The organism is Streptantibioticus rubrisoli (genome assembly GCF_024436055.1).
Classification (GTDB): domain Bacteria; phylum Actinomycetota; class Actinomycetes; order Streptomycetales; family Streptomycetaceae; genus Streptantibioticus_A; species Streptantibioticus_A rubrisoli.
Map to the genome: position 1 here is coordinate 1 of NZ_JANFNH010000026.1, position 18,958 is coordinate 18,958.

Below are 18,958 nucleotides of genomic sequence, written 5' to 3' on the forward strand. Positions count from 1 at the left end.
GAGGGCGAGCAGGCGCTGGCGTTCGTCCGTACCCGGCACTCGGTGGGCTTCGGCGGCGACCTCGACCGCATCAAACTCCAGCAGCAGTTCCTGAGTTCGCTGATCCGGAAGATGAAGTCCAGCGGCAATACCGAGCACCGCCGCAGGCGGCGCGAGATACCGTAGGTTGATGGACCCGGAGTGGTACCGCGCGACCACATGCCGCCAACGCCCGTAGTTCCGGTACTGCTTGGCCAGCTCCCGCACGTTGGGTCGAGGCCGGTAGGACACCTTCAGCTCCGGCGAGAACCAGATCAGCCCACCCGCCTCGCGGATGCGGAAGTTCAGCTCCCAGTCCTGCGCGCGGATGAACTCCTCGTTGTAACCGCCCTGCCGCTCCAGCACCTCACGCCGGAAGACGCCCAGGTAGACGGTCTCGGCCGGACCGGCCTGCCCACCGGTGTGGAACGCGGCGTTCCCGACGCCGATCTTGGAGGTCATCGCCGCGGCGACCGCCCGCTCCCAGGCGTTCTCGCCCTCCGCGTGCATGATCCCGCCGACGTTGTCGGCCCCGGTTTCCTCCAGCAGCCGCACGGCGGTGGCGATGTAGTTCGCCGAGAGCATTCCGTGCCCGTCCACCCGGACCACGATCGGATGCCGCGACGCCTTGATCGCCGCGTTGAGCGCGGCGGGCGTACGTCCGGTCGGGTTCGGCACCGTGTGCACCCGCGGGTCCTCCGCGACCAGCTCGGCCGCGATCTCGTCGGTGCGGTCGGTGGACGGCCCGAGCGCGATCACCACCTCAAGCTCGCCCGCGTAGTCCTGGGCCAGGATGTGCCGAACGGACTCGCGCAGATGGCGCTCCTCGTTGAGCACCGGCATGATCACGGAGACGGCGGGTGGAGTGGTGTTCACGGCGTTCATCGGCCGACACGTTACCGCGAACGGCCGAGCCCGGCGCGCGCCGCCCGGGTGGCCCCCGGCTGCGCGGCGGCGTGGACGCCACGGTCACGGCCGCACCACACCTAGCGTGAACGGTTCCGCAGGCCGTACCCGGGGAGGTCCCGCCGCCCATGCCCGCCTCAGTCCCCTGGCGCCCGCCGCGCCCGAACCCGTACCGCCCCTGGCTCCGCGACCGCCGCCTGCTGCGCATCGCCTCGGCGGTATCACTGGCGGTACTGGCCACCAGCGGCCTGGGCTACGGCGTCCACGCCTTCGGCGGCTTCGGCGATCAGAAGCCGAAGGCAGGCCCGGGCGTGAACACCCTGCTCGTCGGCACGGACCGGGCGTGCCAGTGCGCGGAAACGATCATGTTGGTGCACCTGTCCCAGGACCGCTCCCGGATCTCGGTGGTCAGCATCCCGCGCGACTCCTATGTCCCGTTCTCCGAACTCCCGCCGCGCAGGGACCGGTTCAGCGAAACGATTCGACCAGGAAGGATCACCGCGGCCTACACGCTCGGCGGACTCCCGCTGACCATCCGCACGGTGGAGCGGATGACCCGCGTCCACATCGATCACTACGCGGAACTGGACCATACCGCGCTGGTCAGGACCGTGGACGCGCTCGGCGGCGTCCCCGTCCACATCCGGCACCCACTGCACGACCCCGCATCCGGCCTCGACCTTCCTGCGGGGACGGCCCTGCTGAACGGCGAGCGTGCGCTGCGGTACGTGCGCTACGCCGATCCCAGCGCCGACATCGGCCGCATGCGCCGCCAACGCGACTTCGCCGCGGGCGTACTGGACCGCGTGCGCTCCAGCGATCCCAAGGTCCTCAAGCACACCGTGAACATCATCCGCCACACGATCCGCAGTGACACCGTCCTGGCGCCCGTCGACGCGGTGCGCGACCTTCACCCGGCCACGACCGAGTTCGCCCCCGTCCCAACGGCCGACGTCAACTACCAGGTCCCCGGCGTGGGTTCGACGGTGAAGTGGGACGACGCGAAGGCGTCCGTACTCTTCCGCGCGCTCCGCCGGGACCGCCCGATCCCAGCGGGCGCGCCTTAAAAGGACGCGGGGCTGTGTTCATGTGCGGCTCCGCCGCGTGGGCGCGACCAGCCACGACGTTGCCGCAGCCGATCGACGGCATCCCGCCGCACTCCCAGCGGACCGCTTAGTCGTCGATCCCGTCGGCCGCCCGGCGGGCGCGCAGTTCCTTGATCGCGCGGCGGCGGGCCAGGCGGTGGGTACGGCGGATCTGGGCCTCTTCGAAGCGGCGGCGGTCCTTGTCCGTCTCCGGCAGCACGGGCGGCACCGTGCGCGGCTTGCCGTCCGCGTCGACCGCGGCGAACACCAGGTACGCGCTGCCCACGTGTGTCCTGGGCGTGGACTCGTTCCACCGCTCCGCCAGCACCCGCACCCCGATCTCCATCGAGCTACGGCCGGTCCAGTTGCACTGGGCCTGTACGTGGACCAGGTCGCCCACGTGCACCGGCTCCAGGAACGCCATCTCGTCCATCGACGCCGTCACCGCCGGGCCGCCGGAGTGCCGACCGGCCACCGCCCCCGCCGCGTCGTCGACGAGTTTCATGATCACGCCGCCGTGCACGGTGCCCAACAGGTTGGTGTCGGCCGCCGTCATGATGTGCGACAGCGTGGTACGGGACGCGGAGGTCGGCTTACCCGGAAGGTCACCCTCCGGGCTGTTGGTGACGAGATTGACCATGCGGCCACCATACGGCGCCCCCGGTGGGGGCGCCGTGGTGGGTGGGCTACGGCTTCCCCACCTCGGCGGCCAGCCGAAGGAAGGCGGACCACTCCGCGGGGGCGAAGGTGAGGGCGGGACCCTCGGGGTCCTTGGAGTCCCGGACGTGGATGGCGGTGGGGCATGCGGCGACCTCGACGCACTGGCCGGCGTTGCTGCCGCTGTAACTCGACTTGCGCCAGTCGAGGGCGACCTCGATGCACGCGCCGCCTTGGCTGCCGCTGTAACTGCTCTTGAACCACACGAGGTTGGCGGTACTCATAGCTCTCCTGCCAGGCGTTCGATGAGGCTCGCGGACTCCCCCGTGCTGAGGGCTTGCGCCCGCAGCGTGCCATATCGCTGTTCGAGCACACTGAGTTCGTTCGACTTCGTGACGAAGGTACTCCCGGCCTGCCCTTCGACGTACCCAACGTTGCGCCCCTCCGGCGTTTCCAGGAGCGTCAGCGGCCCGTCAAACGCAGCGTGCGACTCGATTTCCAGTGGAAGAACCTGAATGGACACGTTGCGCATCTCACCGATTTCCAGCAACCGTTGAAGCTGCGCCTTCATCGCAACGCGGCCACCGACAGGGCGCCGCAGCAGCCACTCCTCGATCACGAACCCCAAAGTGGGCGCAGGCTTGCGGATGTAGAGGGCCTGGCGTTCAAGTCGCGCCTGTACACGCCGCTCCACCTCATCCTCGTCAAGCGTCGGGATGTGAGCGCTGAGGACAGCGCGTGCGTAAGCCTCCGTCTGATGCAAGCCGTTTAACACGACCGAGTCGTAGGCGTAGAGCTTGACGACCTCTGCCTCTGTCTCCACATACCGGAGGAACCAAGCCGGATGCTTCAGCTCCACAATCGGCTCAGCCGCAGCCTTCAACACCCCCTGCGCGCCCAGCGCTTCATCAACGCACCGCACGTACTCGGGCTTTGGGCGCCGCCGCCCGCTCTCAACCGACCGCACCTGCGATTCCGAGTAGTTGACCCTGCGGGCCAACTCCGCCTGCGTGAAACCCGCCCGCTCCCGCAGCGCCCGCTGCTGGCAGCCATAGATCAGCAACCCCACCGGCGTGCCGTCGTGTTCGTCCACCCCGCACCACCCCTGCTCCGTCCCGCGACGGCGGGTAACCGCACTAACTGGCCGTACCGTCTGTCGGACTGGTCACGCTAGCCCCAGGCGAGAATCGTTGAGGTCATGAAGCCGGAAGTTCCCCCGATCGCGGCACCCTCCCAAGTAAGCGGTGCCGAGTGCCAGTTGATGCTGTGTGCGGAGCCGCACGTGTTGGCCGCTGTGCGGCGCTTCGTCGGTGCGCGGCTGCGCGAGTGGGGCCTGGAGGAGTTGCGGCCCGCGGCGGCGATGTGTGTGACGGAGCTGCTGAGCAACGTGCACAAGCACGCGGCGACGCCGGAGTGCGTGCTGGAGCTGCGCCGTATTGCGCAGGGCATTCGGGTTTCGGTGCGGGACACCGAGCCGTCGCCGCCGGTGATGCGGGAACCGGATCACATGTCGGAGCGGGGGCGTGGACTGTTCCTTTTGAGCGAGACGGCGGATGCGTGGGGGTTTGAACCGAAGGCGACCGGTAAGGAGGTGTGGTTCGTGCTGAACGCGTTCAGCGAAGGCGTTCACGGTACGTAGCCGCACGATTCCATGATCACGGAAAGTCCGCGATCATGGCAGTCCTGTGACCAATCCATCAGTCCGGCTACAGAATGGTTCCGGCCACAGTTTCTCGAAGGTCCAGCAGGCACACTGCAAGGCATGAACGGATGGCCCGAGGGTTGGACCGAGGACGGCGAGCCGGAAGGCGCTCGCGTGATGCCGCACGTACAGCGGCGGCAGGGCGGCTACGGGCCGCCGTCGTACTCTGCCCCGCCCCCGCCGCAGGGGTCGGCCGCCGAGCCGCCGCTGCCGCCCGAGCTGTCGCCGCGCAGGGCCGCGGCGCGCGGTGGCGTGCCGCAGCAGGCGGGCGGTGACGGGAGCGGCACGTACCGTGCGGGGCGCCGGGCCCAGCCGGGCCGCCCGAAGAACTGGCGCAAGCGGATCACGTACGGCGTGCTGACGCTGGTGCTCGTGCTGCTCGCCACAACGGTGGGCACGTACTTCTGGGCGGACGGCAAGCTGAACCGGAAGATCGACCTCAGCGCGCTGCAGAACCGTCCGCCGCAGGACAAGGGCACGAACTACCTGATCGCGGGTTCCGACAACCGCAGCAACCTCTCCTCCGACCAGCAGCAGGCGCTGCACGTCGGCAGCGACAACGAGGGTCAGTTCGGCAACAGCGACACGATGATGATCCTGCACGTGGGCTCCAACGGGGACACGCTGATCAGCCTGCCGCGGGACAGCTATGTGACGATCCCGGCGTTCACCGGGACGTCGGGCAAGCAGTACCCGGCGTCCAAGCACAAGCTGAACGTGGCGTTCTCCTGGGGCGGCGGGCAGTTGCTGGCGCAGACGGTGGAGTACAACACGGGCCTGCACATCGACCACTACGCGGAGATCGGCTTCGGCGGCTTCGTGAACCTGGTCGACGCGCTGGGTGGCGTGAACATGTGCCTGGACAAGCCGCTCAAGGACAAGGACTCGGGCGCGGACTTCAAGGCGGGCTGCCAGACGTTCAATGGCCCGCAGGCGCTGTCGTTCGTCCGGGAGCGGCACCAGGAGGCCAACCAGGACCTGGGCCGTGAGAAGCACCAGCAGCAGTTCCTGCACGCGGTCGCCCAGCAGACGGCAACCCCGGGCACGTTGCTGAACCCGTTCAAGCTGTACCCGGTGCTGGGCGCGGGCCTTGAGACGCTGACCGTGGACAAGGGCATGAGCCTGTACGACCTGACGAAGATGGCACTGGCCATGAAGGACGTCTCCGGCGGCCAGGGCACGTCGACGGTGGTCCCCGTCGCCAACCCCAACTACCCGACGGCGGACGGCGACGCGCTGCTGTGGAACAAGTCCGAGGCCAAGATCCTCTTCGACAAGCTCCAGAACGACGAACGCGTGGGCGGCTGACGCCACTTGACGCGCCCGCCTAACGCGGCGGCCCCCGGCATGACGCCGGGGGCCGTCGCTCTTGGGTGCCGCCTTACGGCAGGTTGCGCGCCATCACTATGCGCTGGACCTGGTTGGTGCCCTCGTAGATCTGGGTGATCTTGGCGTCGCGCATCATGCGCTCGACCGGGTAGTCGCGGGTGTAGCCATAGCCGCCGAGGAGTTGGACGGCGTCGGTGGTGACCTCCATGGCCACGTCGGAGGCGTAGCACTTGGCGGCGGCGCCGAAGAACGTCAGGTCGGCCTCGACCCGCTCGGACTTGGCGGCGGCCGCGTAGGTGAGCTGGCGCGCGGCCTCCAGCTTCATCGCCATGTCGGCGAGCATGAACTGGATGCCCTGGAAGTCGGCGATCGCCTTGCCGAACTGCTTGCGCTCCTTGACGTAGCCCTTGGCGTAGTCCAGGGCGCCCTGGGCGATGCCGAGGGCCTGGGCGGCGATGGTGATGCGGGTGTGGTCGAGGGTCTTCATCGCGGTGGCGAAGCCGGTGCCCTCGGCGCCGATCATGCGGTCGGCGGGGATGCGCACGTTGTCGAGGTAGACCTCGCGGGTCGGCGAGCCCTTGATGCCGAGCTTCTTCTCGGGAGCGCCGAAGGAGACGCCCTCGTCGGACTTCTCCACCACGAAGGCGCTTATGCCCTTGGAGCGCTTCTCCGGGTCGGTGACGGCCATCACCGTGTAGTACTCGCTGACGCCCGCGTTGGTGATCCAGCGCTTGACGCCGTTGAGCACGTAGTGGTCGCCGTCGCGCACCGCCTTGGTCTTCATGCCCGCGGCGTCGGAACCGGCGTCCGGCTCGGACAGGCAGTACGAGAACATCGCGTCGCCCTTGGCGAGCGGGCCCAGGTACTTCTTCTTCAGGTCCTCGGAGCCGGAGAGGATGACCGGCAGCGAGCCGAGCTTGTTGACCGCGGGGATCAGCGAGGAGGAGGCGCAGACCCGGGCGACCTCCTCGATCACCAGGACGGTGGCCAGCGCGTCGGCGCCGGCGCCGCCGTACTCCTCGGGTACGTGGACCGCGTGCAGGTCGGCGCCGACCAGCGCGTCCAGCGCCTCCTGCGGGAAGCGCGCCTGCTCGTCCACCTCGGCCGCGAACGGGGCGATCTTCGCCTCGGCGAGCGAGCGCACCGTGTCCCGGAGCATCTGGTGCTCTTCGGACAGCTGGTAGAGATCGAAATCGGTCGAACCCGCCAAGGTGTCTCACTCCCAAGATCTGCTGTGCGCCTGCTAACTACCGTTAAGTAACCTAATTCTAGAGCGGCGGCCCGTACCACGGATACGTGAGGTTGCCGACAGCGGCGGATATTCCCAGCGCTATGCCCGACTATGCTCGGCTGACGCACCTAGCGGCGCCCCGGGCGCGGCACCCAGGCGAACCCCGAAAGGCAGACCCCGTGACGCTGAAGCTCACCGTGATCGGCACCGGCTACCTGGGCGCCACCCACGCCGCCGCCATGGCGGAACTGGGCTTCGAGGTGCTGGGTCTGGACGTCGATCCGGCGAAGATCGAGGCGCTGTCGGCAGGCCGGGTGCCGATGTACGAGCCGGGGCTCGACGAGCTGCTGGCCCGGCACGTCGCGGGAATCGAGGGCGCCACCGGGCGGCTGCGGTTCACCACCTCCTGGCAGGAGGCGGCCGAGTTCGGTGATGTGCACTTCGTGTGCGTCAACACCCCGCAGAAGCACGGCGAGTACGCCTGCGACATGTCCCATGTGGACGCCGCCGTCGAGTCCCTCGCCCCGCATCTGACCCGCCCCGCCCTGGTGGTCGGCAAGTCCACCGTGCCGGTGGGCAGCGCGGCCCGGCTGGCGGACCGGATCGCCGAGCTGGCCCCGGCCGGGGAAGCCGCGGAGCTGGCCTGGAACCCGGAGTTCCTGCGCGAGGGGTTCGCGGTGCAGGACACCCTGCACCCGGACCGGATCGTGGTCGGCGTACGGTCCGAGCGGGCGGAAAAGCTGCTGCGCGAGGTTTACGCGACGCCCGTCGCAGAAGGCACGCCCTTCGTCGTGGCCGACTACGCGACCGCCGAGCTGGTGAAGAACGCGGCGAACTCGTTCCTCTCCACCAAGATCTCGTTCATCAACGCGATGGCCGAGGTCTGCGAGGCGGCGGGCGGCGACGTGGTCAAGCTGGCCGAGGCGATCGGCCATGACGAGCGGATCGGCCACAAGTTCCTGCGCGCCGGGATCGGCTTCGGCGGCGGTTGCCTGCCCAAGGACATCCGCGCCTTCATGGCCCGGGCCGGAGAGCTCGGCGCCGACCAGGCGCTGACCTTCCTGCGCGAGGTCGACTCGATCAACATGCGGCGCCGCGGCCACATGGTGGAGCTGGCCCGCGAGGCGTGCGGCGGAGGCTTCCTGGGCAAGCGGATCGCGGTACTGGGCGCCTCGTTCAAGCCCGACTCCGACGACGTGCGCGACTCGCCCGCGCTCAACGTGGCGGGCCAGATACACCTTCAGGGCGGCCAGGTCACCGTCTACGACCCGAAGGGCATGGACAACGCCGCCAAGCTCTTCCCGACCCTCGGCTACGCCCCCACCGCCCTGGAGGCAGTCCGCGGCGCCCACGTCGTGCTGCACCTGACCGAGTGGCGCGAGTTCCGCGACCTGGACCCGACCGCCCTCGGCGAGGTCGCCGCGGAACGGCGGATCCTGGACGGCCGCAACGCCCTGGACCCGATGGCCTGGCGCTCCGCCGGGTGGACGTTCCGCGCGATGGGGCGGCCGACGGCGTAGCGGTTGCCTGACCGGACGCTACGCTGCGGATAGGCGAGGTCGCCGTACGTCTCAGTGCGGGGAGGTGAGGCGGGGCGCCGCAGCGTGCGTCGCACCGGCTCAGCGGCAGTCCTGGGCTCCCTACCCGATCCCCGGTACGAACCGCACCACCATGTCGATGGCCTTGATGCCGAGGAACGGCAGGACCAGGCCGCCCAGGCCGTAGAGGGCCAGGTTGCGGCGGAGCAGGTCGTGGGCCGAGGCAGGGGTGTAGCGCACGCCGCGCAGCGCGAGTGGGATCAGCGCGACGATGATCAGGGCGTTGAAGATGATCGCCGAGGTGATCGCGGACTGCGGGCTGTGCAGGCCCATGATGTTGAGCTTGTCCAGGCCCGGATAGACGCCCGCGAACATCGCGGGGATGATCGCGAAGTACTTCGCCACGTCGTTGGTGATCGAGAAGGTCGTCAACGCCCCCCGGGTGATGAGCAGTTGCTTGCCCACCTGGACGATGTCGATCAGCTTGGTGGGGTTGGAGTCCAGGTCCACCATGTTCCCGGCCTCCTTGGCGGCCGAGGTGCCGGTGTTCATCGCCACGCCCACGTCCGCCTGGGCGAGGGCGGGCGCGTCGTTGGTGCCGTCGCCGGTCATCGCGACCAGGTTGCCACCCGCCTGTTCCCGTTTGATCAGCGCCAGCTTCTGTTCAGGTGTGGCCTCGGCCAGGAACTCGTCCACCCCGGCCTCCTGTGCGATGGCACGGGCGGTCAGCGGGTTGTCGCCGGTGACCATGACGGTCTTGATGCCCATCCGGCGCAGTTGCACGAAGCGTTCCCTGATGCCGTCCTTGACCACGTCCTTGAGGTGGATGACGCCCAACGCCCTTGCGCCGTAGGCGTCTTCGACCGCTACCAGCAGCGGCGTGCCGCCGGAGGAGGAGACCGCCTGGACCATCTGGCCCAGGCCGTCCGGGACGGAACCGCCGCGCCGCACGACCCAGTCGGCGACGGCCGCCGCCGCGCCCTTGCGGATCATCCGGCCGTCGGCGAGGTCCACGCCGCTCATCCGCGTCTGCGCGGTGAACGGCACGAACCGCGCCCCCGGCAACTCCCCCTGATGCCGCTCCCGCAGCCCGTAGCGCTGCTTGGCGAGCACCACCACCGAGCGGCCCTCGGGCGTCTCGTCGGTCAGTGAGGACAGTTGGGCGATGTCGGCGAGCTGCCAGTCCGCCACGCCGTCCAGCGGCAGGAACTCGGCCGCCTGCCGGTTGCCGAGCGTGATGGTGCCGGTCTTGTCCAGCAGCAGCGTGGAGACGTCTCCCGCCGCCTCAACCGCCCTGCCGGACATGGCCAGTACGTTGCGCTGCACCAGGCGGTCCATGCCCGCGATGCCGATCGCCGACAGCAACGCGCCGATGGTCGTCGGGATCAACGTCACCAGCAGCGCCACCAGCACGATCGTGGACTGCTCGGAACCGGCGTACCGGCCCATCGGCTGCAGGGTGACCACGACCAGGATGAAGACGATGGTCAGCGAGGCCAGCAGGATGTTCAGCGCGATCTCGTTGGGCGTCTTCTGCCGCTGCGCTCCCTCGACCAGCGCGATCATCCGGTCGATGAAGGTACCGCCCGGCTTTGAGGTGATGCGCATGATGATGCGGTCGGAGAGCACCTTGGTGCCGCCGGTGACCGACGAACGGTCCCCGCCCGCCTCCCGGATGACCGGGGCGGACTCGCCGGTGATGGCGGACTCGTCGACCGAGGCGATGCCGTGGATCACCTCGCCGTCACCGGGGATGATCTCCCCGGCCTCCACCACCACGAAGTCCTGCGGCTTCAACTCCGTTGACGGGACGATCTCTTCGGGACAGTCCTCAAGACCCACCCGCCAGCGGTGCAGCCGCCGCGCCGTGGTCCGCGTCCGCGTTCTGCGCAGCGACTCGGCCTGCGCCTTGCCGCGGCCCTCCGCCACTGCCTCGGCAAGGTTGGCGAACACCACCGTCAGCCACAGCCAGACGGTGATCACGCAGGCGAACACGGTGGGCGCCAGCAGCGCGGACAGCGCGGTGAGCGTGGCCCCCACCTCGACCACGAACAGAACCGGCGTCCTGATCATGCGCCGTGGATGCAGCTTGCGCAGCGCCTCGGGCAGCGCCTCGACCAGTTGCCGGTAATCGATCAGCCCCGCGGAGACCCGCGGCGAGCCGGACGCGGAGTGCCGGGCGGGCTGATGTTCAGGGACAACGACTTTCTCGGGCGCCGACAAGGGCATGGCGGATCCATCGCTACGTGACGAGGGGAGACTCCGCCCCGCGGCTGACCGCCCCGGCGCGGCACCGGCGGGTACCGGTGCCGTCCAGCCAATCGGCTCCGGGCAGCGCGCCCGGACGCTCTTTATGCGGCCTTGGCGGTGCGGCCGCGCGGTTTGACACGCCCCTTACGCGGCCGCACCCGGCGACTCAGCGGGTCGTCGGAAGTCCGCTGCGGCTCGGTAGGGCCGTGAAGGAGCGCGGGGAACTACGCGACCAGCCACAACGGTGCCGCAGAGGATCGACGGCGCATCACCGCACTCCAGCCGGGAGCGCTCAGCGCGTTCCGTCCAGCTGTTCGATGGTCGCGTTGGACGGGCCGCGCCTGGCCCGCTCCTCGCGGGCGACCGCCTCCGCGTCGCGCAGCACCCGTACCGCGTTGTGCCAGGTCAGCTTGGCCAGGTCAGCGTCCGACCAGCCGCGGCGCAGCAGTTCGGCGATCAGGTTGGGGTAGCCCGCGACATCGTCCAGGCCCTCCGGCACGAACGCGGTGCCGTCGAAGTCACCGCCGATGCCGATGTGGTCGACGCCCGCGACCTCGCGCATGTGGTCGAGGTGGTCCGCGACGGTGGCCGCGGTGGCGAGCGGGCGCGGGTTGCGCTCCTCGTAGGCCTGCTGCACCGCCATGCCCTTGGGCGTGGTGTCCAGCGGGTGCAGACCGTGGGCGCGCATGTTCTCGTCCGCGGCCAGGGTCCACTCGATGGCCTCGGGGAGGATGAACTTCGGTACGAACGTCGCCATCGCCACACCGCCGTTGCCGGGCAGCGACTCCAGCACGTCATCGGGGACGTTGCGCGGGTGGTCGCAGACCGCGCGCGCCGAGGAGTGCGAGAAGACCACCGGTGCCGAGGTGACCCGCAGCGCGTCGCGCATGGTGTCGGCCGAGACGTGGCTGAGATCGACCAGCATGCCGCAGCGGTTCATCTCCCGCACCACCTCCTCGCCGAAGGAGGTGAGTCCGTTCGCCCGCGGCTCGTCGGTGGCGGAGTCAGCCCACGCCACGTTGCTGTTGTGGGTGAGCGTCATGTACCGCACGCCGAGCGCGTGGAACGCCCGTAGCGTGGCCAGGGAGTTGTTGACGGAGTGGCCGCCCTCGGCGCCCATCAGCGAGGCGATCCGCCCCTCGGCCCGCGCGGCCTCCATGTCGTCCGCGGTGGTGGCCAGCCGCAGGTCCGCGGAGTAGCGCTCGGTCAACTGCCGTACGGCATCGATCTGTTCCAGGGTCGCGCTGACCGCGTCGTCACCGGTGAGGTCGGCGCGTACGTACACCGACCAGAACTGGGCGCCGACGCCGCCCGCGCGCAGCCGGGGTATGTCGGTGTGCAGCGAGGCGCGTTGGTCGCCCGCGAGGTCGAGCCGGTCGAGGTCGTAGCGAACCTGTTCGCGCAACGCCCACGGCAGGTCGTTGTGGCCGTCGACCACCGGGTGGGCGGCGAGCAGTTCACGGGCGCGGGCGAGGTGGTCCGGCGCCGCACTCACTTCGCGAACCCGAACGAGGCTTGGCCCGCGACCTTGTTGCGCAGCCGCTTGCCCTTCTCGGTGGCCTGCTGGTTGAGGTCCTCCTGGAAGTGCCGCATCCGCTCGAAGAGTTCCTCGTCGTGCGCGGCCAGCATCCGCACCGCGAGCAGTCCCGCGTTGCGCGCCCCGCCGATGGAGACGGTGGCCACCGGCACCCCGGCGGGCATCTGCACGATGGACAGCAACGAGTCCATGCCGTCCAGGTACTTCAGCGGTACGGGCACACCGATCACCGGGAGCGGGGTGACCGAGGCGAGCATGCCGGGCAGATGGGCGGCGCCGCCCGCGCCCGCGATGATCGCCTTCAGGCCGCGCCCGGCCGCCCGCTCCCCGTACCCGACCATCTCGCGCGGCATGCGGTGCGCCGAGACGACGTCGACCTCGTAGGCGACCTCGAACTCTTCGAGCGCCTTGGCGGCGGCTTCCATTACCGGCCAGTCGGAGTCGGATCCCATGACGATGCCGACGAGGGGGGAGTTCATTCGGTGATCGTTCCTCGCAGGTAGTCGGCGGCGTGCCGGGCGCGCTCGCGCACGTCGGCCAGGTCGTCGCCGTAGGTGTTGACGTGGCCGACCTTACGGCCCGGCTTCACGTCCTTGCCATACATGTGGATCTTCAGGGCGGGGTCACGGGCCATGCAGTGCAGGTACGCGTGGTACATGTCGGGATAGTCGCCGCCGAGCACGTTGGTCATCACGGTCCACCGGGCGCGCGGGCGCGGGTCGCCCAGCGGCAGGTCCAGCACCGCTCGCAGGTGGTTGGCGAACTGCGAGGTGACGGCGCCGTCCTGGGTCCAGTGGCCGCTGTTGTGCGGACGCATCGCCAGCTCGTTGACCAGGATCCGGCCGTCGCGGGTCTCGAACAGCTCGACCGCGAGATGGCCGATGACGCCCAGTTCACTGGCGATGCTCAGCGCGAGCCGCTGGGCCTGGGCGGACAGTTCCTCGGAGAGGTTCGGCGCGGGCGCGATCACGGTGTCGCAGACGCCGTCGACCTGGATCGACTCGACCACCGGGTAGGCGACGGCCTGGCCGTGAGGGGAGCGCACCACGTTGGCGGCGAGCTCCCGTACGAAGTCGACCTTCTCCTCGGCCAGCACCGGGACACCGGCCTTGAAGGGTTCAGCCGCCTCTTCCGTGTCGTGGACGACCCAAACCCCCTTGCCGTCGTATCCGCCGCGCACGGTCTTCAACACAATGGGGAAGCCCTCGCCCTCCCGTCGCCCGCCACCACCCTCAACCGAGGCGCTGCGCGCCGCAGCATCGCCTTCGGCGGCGAAGGCCGCCACGTCCTCGGGGTCGGCGACGATCCGGTGCCGCGGGCACGGCACGTCGATCGAGGTCAGCGCGTCCCGCATCGCCCCCTTGTCCTGGGCGCGCAGCAGCGCGTCGGCGCCCGGTCGAATGACGACGCCCTCGGCCTCCAGCGCCCGCAGATGCTCGGTCGGAACGTGTTCGTGGTCGAAGGTGACCACATCGCATCCCTTGGCGAACGCCCGCAGCGTCTCCAGATCGCGGTAGTCACCGACCACCACATCCGAGACGACCTGTGCCGCGGAGTCCTGCGGTCCGTCACTGAGCAGCTTGAAACGAATGCCGAGCGGGATGCCCGCCTCGTGCGTCATACGGGCGAGTTGTCCGCCCCCCACCATGCCGACTACCGGGAATGTCACCAGGCCAGGGTATAGGCGAGGACGTTCGGGACGAATCTACGCGCGTTGCGCCGAGCCGTGCGGGGACACCGCTCAGGTCCGCTACATTGACTCCCGCAGTTTGACGTGCACCTGCCACGCATGCGGGCAGCCCGAGGGGGACATGACCGACTTCTCACGTCTGCACACCGGCTACACGCCGCCGGGCCAGCACGAACGGCCCACCTACTTGGCCGTCTACCACGTGACCGTCGACTAGACATCCCCGCGTCGCCGGGCTAGACGCGCCCGGGCATGCGATCATCCCAAGAATGTAAGACGAATTTAAGACGCCCGCACCGAACCCGGTGACCAGCGGTCCGTCCTACTGATAGGAGGCCCGCCTTTACCGACACATGGGCACAAGTTGGCGGCTACCTACCCTTGGGCACGGCCCGTTACACCTCGACGGGAGGCGGGCGTTCACCCTTGGTGGTTAGCATGAAGCCTCGGGGGAGCAGCCGAACAGCCCAATGAACCGGCACCGGCACAACAGCACCGGCAACCGACGATCACCGACAGACAGGGTCTAGCGACATCATGAGTCGACTGAGCGCGCTGAACACTCGATTGAGGCTCCTCTACCGCGAGATCGCCAAGTTCGGCGTCGTCGGCATCGCCGGCATCGTCGTGAACCTCGTGGTGTTCAACCTGCTACGCAGCGCGACCCACCTGCAGACCGTGCGGGCCAGTGTGGTGGCGACCATCGTCGCGATCGCCTTCAACTACGTCGGCTTCCGCTACTTCACCTACCGCGACGCGGACAAGAGCGGGCGCGGCAAGGAGATGGGCCTGTTCGTGTTCTTCAGCGCGATCGGCCTGGTGATCGAGAACGGCGTGCTGTACGGCGCCACCTACGGCATGGGCTGGGACGGCCCGCTGGCCAACAACTTCTGGAAGTTCACCGGCATCGGTGTCGCCACCTTGTTCCGTTTCTGGTCCTACCGCACCTGGGTGTTCCGCTCGCTGCCCGCGCAGGCGGTCGAGCAGGCCGAGGCCATCCTCAGCGACGCGGAGCGCTCCCGGGTCAACGCGGCGCGCAAGTAGTCACCCCGCGCACACTTCAGCGAACCGGAGGGTCGTCCTGTTCAGGGCGGCCCTTCGGCGTTTCCGCGCGGCCCGCGGCGGACTCGCCGCTCTCCCTGGCGAGGAACAGCGCGAACACCGGCGGACGCTGCTGCAGCAGCTCCAGACGGCCGCCGTCGGCCTCCGCCAGGTCGCGGGCGACGGCGAGGCCCAGGCCGGTGGAGTTGCGGCCGCTGACGGTGCGCTCGAAGACCCGGGAGCCGAGGTCGGGCGGTACGCCCTGGCCCTCGTCGGTGACCTCGGCGACGGCCTGGTTGCCGGTGACCCGGGTGTGGATGACCACCGAGCCCGAGCCGTGCATCAGCGCGTTCTCGATCAGCGTGGCGAGCACCTGGGCGACCGCGCCGGGCGTGCCGACCGCGCGCAGCCCTCGGGTGCCGGTGCTGGAGATGCTGCGGCCCTCACCGCGGTAGGCCGGTCGCCACTCCTCCAACTGCTGCTTGATCACCTCGTCCAGGTCGAAGGCGACCGCGGATCCGGTGCGCGGGTCACGGGAGTTGGTCAGCAGCCGCTGGACCACGTCGGTGAGCCGTTCGACCTGGCTGAGCGCGATGGTCGCCTCCTCCTTGACCGTGTCGTGGTCGTCGGTGGCGATGATCTCCTCAAGGCGCATCGACAGCGCGGTCAGCGGGGTGCGCAGTTGGTGCGAGGCGTCGGCGGCCAGCCGCCGCTCGGCGGTGAGCATCTTGGCGATCCGCTCCGCGCTGGCGTCCAGCACGTCGGCCACCCGGTCCAGCTCCGGCACTCCGTAGCGGCGGTGCCGGGGGCGCGGATCACCGGAGCCCAGCCGCTCGGCGGTCTCGGCCAGGTCGATCAGCGGGGAGGTCAGCCGTCTTGCCTGCTGCACGGCGAGCACCACGGCCGCGGCGATGGCCAGCAGCGCCACCGCCAGGATCACCAGCAGGGTCCGGCCGATCTCCTGGCTGATCACCGAGCGGGACTCCTGGACCAGCACCGACTCGCCGTGCACCCCGGTCTGCAGCGACTGGACGACATTGCCCTGCGGGGGCGTGCCCAGGGTGATCGGCGCCTGGCCGGGGATCCTGATCACGGCATACCGCTGCGAGGTGATCTGCCGGGTCAGGGCGGGCGGTGAGACCTTCTCCCCCGCGGCGATGCGGTTCTCCACGACGCCGATCAGCTGGACGGCGTCGGACTGCACGCTCTCCTTGGCGCTGCTCTCGATCGTCCGGCTCTCCACGATCACCAGCGAGATCCCGAAGACGGCGATCACGACGAGGACCACGGCGAGCGTGGAGTTGATCAGACGGCGGCGCATGGGAGCTCAGTCGTTCTGCTAGTTCTTCTCGAAACGGAAGCCGACGCCCCGGACGGTGGAGATGTAGCGGGGATTGGCGGCATCGTCGCCGAGCTTCTTGCGCAGCCAGGAGATGTGCATGTCGAGGGTCTTGGTCGAGGACCACCACGTGGTGTCCCACACCTCGCGCATCAGCTGGTCACGGGTGACGACCCGGCCCGCGTCCCGTACCAGTACGCGCAGCAGGTCGAACTCCTTGGCGGTGAGGGAGAGTTCCTCCTCACCGATCCAGGCGCGGTGCGACTCGACGTCGATCCGCACGCCCTGGGTGGTCGGCTGGGCCTCGGCGCTACCGCGCCGCAGCAGCGCCCGTACCCGGGCGAGCAGTTCGGCCAGCCGGAACGGCTTGGTCACGTAGTCGTCGGCACCGGCGTCCAGGCCGACCACCGTGTCGACCTCGTCGGCGCGGGCGGTGAGCACCAGCACCGGGAAACCATGGCCCTCGGTGCGCAGCCGTCGGCACACCTCGAGGCCGTCCATGCCGGGCAGGCCCAGGTCCAGAACGAGCAGGTCCACGGCACCCTGTAGTCCGGCGTCGAGTGCCGTGGGTCCGTCTTCGCGCACCTCGACCTCGTAGCCTTCGCGGCGAAGTGCGCGAGCGAGCGGTTCCGAGATTGAAGCATCGTCCTCGGCGAGCAGTACGCGGGTCATGGGCTGATGGTAGTCCGCGTAGCTGGCCAGGGGGGCGCGCGGGCGGACGCCACCGGATCATCGATGGGGCTCGGCGCGCCGCGTAGTGGATCAGGTGACCTTTCACGCCCCCCTGTGACGTATGTCTCAAGACGGTGCAATAGCCGACACTCTTGACCTACCTTGGGGCGAACGTCCGTTAGCACGACCAAGAGACTCTGGGCCGAACGACGCGCCAAGGGTCTCTTTCTGTGCGGGGGCGGCTGACCGCCACCCCCACCAGTGAACGACCTGTCGGCCGGGCCCATACCGCGAAGGATGGGCGTGGATCCCGGCGTGCGGCCGCTCTGCCGCTCTCGATCAACGGGAGCGAACCCCCTGGGCGTTGGGGGCGGGCGGTGCACACGGCGGTGCCGGCCAACCCCCACCGGGTGTGCGTTCCCCCCGACGCACTCTCTGAGCACCCAAGGAACGACCATGGCGTCCAGCCTGACGAAGGATGCCGCAGCGCAGGCGACCCCTGCGAACGGCGGCAAGACCTTCTTCGGCCACCCCCGCGGCCTGGCCACCCTCTTCATGACCGAGATGTGGGAGCGGTTCAGCTTCTACGGCATGCGCGCACTGCTCGTGCTGTATCTGGTCGCCCCGGCTTCCAAGGGCGGTCTCGCTTTCGCCGCCGCCACCGGCGCCGCCATCTACTCCGTCTACAACGCGACGGTGTACCTGCTCGCGATGCCGGGCGGTTGGATCGCGGACCGCTTGTGGGGCCCGCGCAAGACCGTCGCCGTCGCGGGCACCATCATCATGATCGGCCACTTCCTGCTGGCCGTGCCGTTCGAGGCCTCGTTCTTCGTGGGCCTGGTCTTCATCGCGGTCGGCTCCGGTCTGCTGAAGGCCAACATCTCCACGATGGTGGGCCACCTGTACCCGGACCGGAACGACCCGCGTCGCGACGGTGCGTTCACGATCTTCTACATGGGCATCAACCTCGGTGCCTTCGCCGCGCCGCTGGTCATCGGAACGGTGGGCCAGAGCGTCAACTGGCACCTGGGCTTCGCGCTCGCCGGTGTCGGCATGGCGCTGGGCCTCGGCCAGTTCCTGCTCGGCACCCGTCACCTCGCTGAGGAGAGCCACCGGGTCCCGGCTCCGCTGCGCGCCGAGGAGCGCTCGGCGCTGCTGAAGAAGTCCGGCATGTGGGCCGGTGCCGCGGTGGTCTTCTACGCCATCGTGGTCGCCACCGGTTCGTTCACCATCAACTGGGCCCTGTGGCCGCTGTCGCTGGCCGGTCTGGCGCTGCCCGCGCTGTACTTCGTGAAGATCCGCCGCGACAAGGAGATCACGACCGACGAGCGGTCCAAGGTCACTGGGTACATCTGGTTCTTCATCGCGGCCGCGGTGTTCTGGATGATCTACGACCAGTCCGGTTCCACCCTGACGGTCTTCGCCAGCGACAACACCGCGTCGAAGCTGTTCGGCTTCGACTTCCCGAGCAGCTGGTTCCAGTCGCTCAACCCGCTCTACATCATGGCGCTGGCGCCGTTCGTCGCGATGCTGTGGGTGAGGCTGAAGGACCGCAACCCCAGCACCACGGTGAAGTTCGCCTACGGTCTGATCGGCATCGGCCTCTCCTTCGGCGTGATGATGCTGGCGCAGGCCGCCGCCGCGGGCGGCGCCAAGGTCACCCCGCTGTGGCTGGCCATGGTCTACCTGGTGCAGACGGTCGCGGAGCTGTGCCTGTCGCCGGTCGGTCTGTCGGTCACCACCAAGCTGGCTCCGGCCAAGTACGCGGGCCAGATGATGGGTCTGTGGTTCCTGGCCGTGACGGCGGGTGACTGCACCGCCGCGATCATCCAGCTGGTGGCGGGCAACGCGTTCCTGTCGGAGGCGTCGTTCGCGATCCAGGGCGCGGTCGCCGCGCTCGCCGGTGTGGCGGTCATCGTCTACCGCAAGCGGATCATCGCGCTCATGGGCGACGTGCACTGAC

17 protein-coding genes and 1 pseudogene are annotated in these 18,958 nt (G+C 69.2%); 7 read left to right on the forward strand and 11 right to left on the reverse strand.

Going from position 1 to position 18,958, the window contains the following annotated elements; all coding sequences use genetic code 11:
- Window positions 1-42 precede the first annotated feature (42 nt).
- Window positions 43-165: an LCP family protein gene (locus NON19_RS20505; RefSeq protein WP_255930231.1), complete on the forward strand. Its 123-nt coding sequence runs from the start codon at window positions 43-45 to the stop codon at window positions 163-165.
- On the opposite strand, the pseudogene NON19_RS20510 reads toward NON19_RS20505, so the two are convergent.
- A pseudogene (locus NON19_RS20510) lies at window positions 115-903 on the reverse strand (glycosyltransferase family 2 protein); the annotation flags it as partial. The gene NON19_RS20505 and the pseudogene NON19_RS20510 overlap by 51 nt on opposite strands.
- Window positions 904-1,052: 149 nt before the next feature.
- Between NON19_RS20510 and NON19_RS20515 the strand changes: the two are divergent.
- A complete protein-coding gene (locus NON19_RS20515) occupies window positions 1,053-1,991 on the forward strand; it encodes an LCP family protein (protein WP_255930116.1) in 939 nt (312 codons plus the stop codon).
- Window positions 1,992-2,097: 106 nt separating this feature from the next.
- Here the strand turns inward: NON19_RS20515 and NON19_RS20520 are convergent, their stop codons facing one another.
- The 3 genes from NON19_RS20520 to NON19_RS20530 are packed head-to-tail and all read right to left on the reverse strand — an operon-like array spanning window position 2,098 to window position 3,759.
- Window positions 2,098-2,649: an acyl-CoA thioesterase gene (locus NON19_RS20520; RefSeq protein WP_255930118.1), complete on the reverse strand. Its 552-nt coding sequence runs from the start codon at window positions 2,647-2,649 to the stop codon at window positions 2,098-2,100.
- A 46-nt stretch (window positions 2,650-2,695) separates the two neighbouring features.
- Complete coding sequence (locus NON19_RS20525) at window positions 2,696-2,950, reverse strand: DUF397 domain-containing protein (RefSeq protein WP_255930120.1); 255 nt, start codon at window positions 2,948-2,950, stop codon at window positions 2,696-2,698.
- Window positions 2,947-3,759 (reverse strand): helix-turn-helix domain-containing protein, encoded by an 813-nt coding sequence (locus tag NON19_RS20530; RefSeq protein WP_255930122.1) that lies wholly within the window; start codon window positions 3,757-3,759, stop codon window positions 2,947-2,949. Before NON19_RS20530 ends, NON19_RS20525 begins: the two co-directional genes overlap by 4 nt.
- Window positions 3,760-3,864: 105 nt before the next feature.
- Here NON19_RS20530 and NON19_RS20535 point away from each other — a divergent pair, with 105 nt between their 5' ends.
- Together NON19_RS20535 and NON19_RS20540 are read left to right on the forward strand one after the other, a co-directional pair.
- The gene (locus NON19_RS20535; protein WP_255930124.1) at window positions 3,865-4,305 is read left to right on the forward strand and encodes an ATP-binding protein; all 441 of its coding nucleotides are present in this window, start codon (window positions 3,865-3,867) and stop codon (window positions 4,303-4,305) included.
- A 123-nt stretch (window positions 4,306-4,428) separates the two neighbouring features.
- Window positions 4,429-5,676 (forward strand): LCP family protein, encoded by a 1,248-nt coding sequence (locus tag NON19_RS20540; RefSeq protein ID WP_255930126.1) that lies wholly within the window; start codon window positions 4,429-4,431, stop codon window positions 5,674-5,676.
- Between the two features lie 73 nt (window positions 5,677-5,749).
- Here the strand turns inward: NON19_RS20540 and NON19_RS20545 are convergent, their stop codons facing one another.
- Window positions 5,750-6,907, reverse strand: a complete 1,158-nt coding sequence (locus NON19_RS20545; protein ID WP_255930128.1) for an acyl-CoA dehydrogenase — start codon at window positions 6,905-6,907, stop codon at window positions 5,750-5,752.
- Window positions 6,908-7,107: 200 nt separating this feature from the next.
- On the opposite strand from NON19_RS20545, the gene NON19_RS20550 reads away from it, so the two are divergent.
- Complete coding sequence (locus NON19_RS20550; protein WP_255930130.1) at window positions 7,108-8,448, forward strand: UDP-glucose dehydrogenase family protein; 1,341 nt, start codon at window positions 7,108-7,110, stop codon at window positions 8,446-8,448.
- Window positions 8,449-8,568: 120 nt separating this feature from the next.
- Here the strand turns inward: NON19_RS20550 and kdpB are convergent, their stop codons facing one another.
- The 4 genes from kdpB to NON19_RS20570 form a co-directional block, all read right to left on the reverse strand.
- The gene (kdpB, locus tag NON19_RS20555) at window positions 8,569-10,695 is read right to left on the reverse strand and encodes a potassium-transporting ATPase subunit KdpB (protein ID WP_255930132.1); all 2,127 of its coding nucleotides are present in this window, start codon (window positions 10,693-10,695) and stop codon (window positions 8,569-8,571) included.
- Window positions 10,696-11,008: 313 nt separating this feature from the next.
- Complete coding sequence (locus NON19_RS20560; RefSeq protein ID WP_255930134.1) at window positions 11,009-12,211, reverse strand: dipeptidase; 1,203 nt, start codon at window positions 12,209-12,211, stop codon at window positions 11,009-11,011.
- The gene (gene purE / locus NON19_RS20565) at window positions 12,208-12,732 is read right to left on the reverse strand and encodes a 5-(carboxyamino)imidazole ribonucleotide mutase (protein WP_255930136.1); all 525 of its coding nucleotides are present in this window, start codon (window positions 12,730-12,732) and stop codon (window positions 12,208-12,210) included. Before purE ends, NON19_RS20560 begins: the two co-directional genes overlap by 4 nt.
- Window positions 12,729-13,901: a 5-(carboxyamino)imidazole ribonucleotide synthase gene (locus NON19_RS20570; RefSeq protein ID WP_255930232.1), complete on the reverse strand. Its 1,173-nt coding sequence runs from the start codon at window positions 13,899-13,901 to the stop codon at window positions 12,729-12,731. The genes purE and NON19_RS20570 overlap by 4 nt, the downstream gene beginning before the upstream one ends.
- A 579-nt stretch (window positions 13,902-14,480) precedes the next feature.
- On the opposite strand from NON19_RS20570, the gene NON19_RS20575 reads away from it, so the two are divergent.
- Window positions 14,481-14,987, forward strand: a complete 507-nt coding sequence (locus NON19_RS20575) for a GtrA family protein (protein ID WP_255930138.1) — start codon at window positions 14,481-14,483, stop codon at window positions 14,985-14,987.
- Window positions 14,988-15,003: 16 nt separating this feature from the next.
- On the opposite strand, the gene NON19_RS20580 is transcribed toward NON19_RS20575, so the two are convergent.
- Window positions 15,004-16,305, reverse strand: a complete 1,302-nt coding sequence (locus tag NON19_RS20580; protein ID WP_255930139.1) for a sensor histidine kinase — start codon at window positions 16,303-16,305, stop codon at window positions 15,004-15,006.
- Between the two features lie 18 nt (window positions 16,306-16,323).
- Window positions 16,324-16,995, reverse strand: coding sequence for a response regulator transcription factor (locus NON19_RS20585; RefSeq protein ID WP_255930141.1), 672 nt, complete (start codon window positions 16,993-16,995; stop codon window positions 16,324-16,326).
- 456 nt (window positions 16,996-17,451) lie between these two features.
- Here NON19_RS20585 and NON19_RS20590 point away from each other — a divergent pair, with 456 nt between their 5' ends.
- Complete coding sequence (locus tag NON19_RS20590; protein ID WP_255930143.1) at window positions 17,452-18,957, forward strand: peptide MFS transporter; 1,506 nt, start codon at window positions 17,452-17,454, stop codon at window positions 18,955-18,957.
- Window position 18,958: the final 1 nt, after the last annotated feature.